This is a genomic window from Halodurantibacterium flavum (genome assembly GCF_042681825.1).
In the GTDB taxonomy this organism is placed as follows: Bacteria; Pseudomonadota; Alphaproteobacteria; order Rhodobacterales; family Rhodobacteraceae; genus Halodurantibacterium; species Halodurantibacterium flavum.
In genome coordinates this window covers 1-889 of the sequence record NZ_JBHUGH010000017.1, presented here as the reverse complement: position 1 = coordinate 889, position 889 = coordinate 1, and the positions used below count along the sequence as shown (strand labels likewise).

At 65.4% G+C, this 889-nt stretch carries 1 protein-coding gene; it reads right to left on the bottom strand.

The genetic code is table 11. The features are described 5' to 3' along the window. On the bottom strand, positions 1 to 740 hold a 740-nt coding region (istA, locus tag ACFSGJ_RS17135), incomplete at its 3' end, for an IS21 family transposase (RefSeq protein WP_390264664.1). Positions 741 to 889: the final 149 nt, after the last annotated feature.

Sequence of the window (889 nt, the reverse complement as noted above, 5' to 3'; positions counted from 1 at the left end):
GCCGGCAGTATCGCCGTGCCGTAATGGCAGGCCATCTCGGCATAGGTCCGGTTCAGGCCCGGATCGAAACGATCCGCCTTGAACACCGCCGACTTCAGGTTGTCCGGCACCACGACCTTCGGCACGCCGCGCAGAAAGGCGAACATTCGGACATGCGCGCCAATCCAGTCCTCGAGGCTCTCGGACGCCACGGCCTCTGCGTAGGTGTAGTTCGAAGCCCCCATCGCCGCCACGAACAGCTTCATCGCCCGGACTTCCCCGGTCGCAGGATCGATCACGTCAACCGTGTCGCCCGCGAAGTCGACGAAGACCTTCTCGCCGCCGACATGCGTCTGTCGCATCGTCGGCCGGACCCGGCCCTTCCAGGCCTCGTAATGCTCGCAAAACCACGCGTAGCCGAAGCCAAGGGGATGGGCCGCGCGATATTCTTCCCAGAGCAGGGCGCGCGTGACCGCCGGGCGCCGCAGCTCCCGATCCACGAGGGACCAATCGGGCACAGGGCGCTCCCCGTCCGGCACCGACGGCGCGGCCGGGAATAACAGCAACTCGAGGTCGTCATCGGACAGAGCGCCGGGAAGCGGCCAGGTCAGACCCGCTGTCCGCGCCCGCCCGAGATACGCCCCGACAGTTCCCTTTCCAAGACCAAGCGAGGCTGCGATCGCCCTCTCGCTCATCCCCTGCGCATACTTCAACCGTAGCACATCTCGTATCCGGCGCATTGACAGTCGTCCCGTTGGCATCTCGGCTCCCTCGCTCAAAACGAGGCTCACCGTAGCTTCAGACTGTCGCCCAATCCGCCCACGATCGCGTGGAACGGCTGCCCATCATCGCGTGGAATCGCTGCCCATGATCAGCTGGAATGGGCGCCCATCATCCCGTGGAACACGCA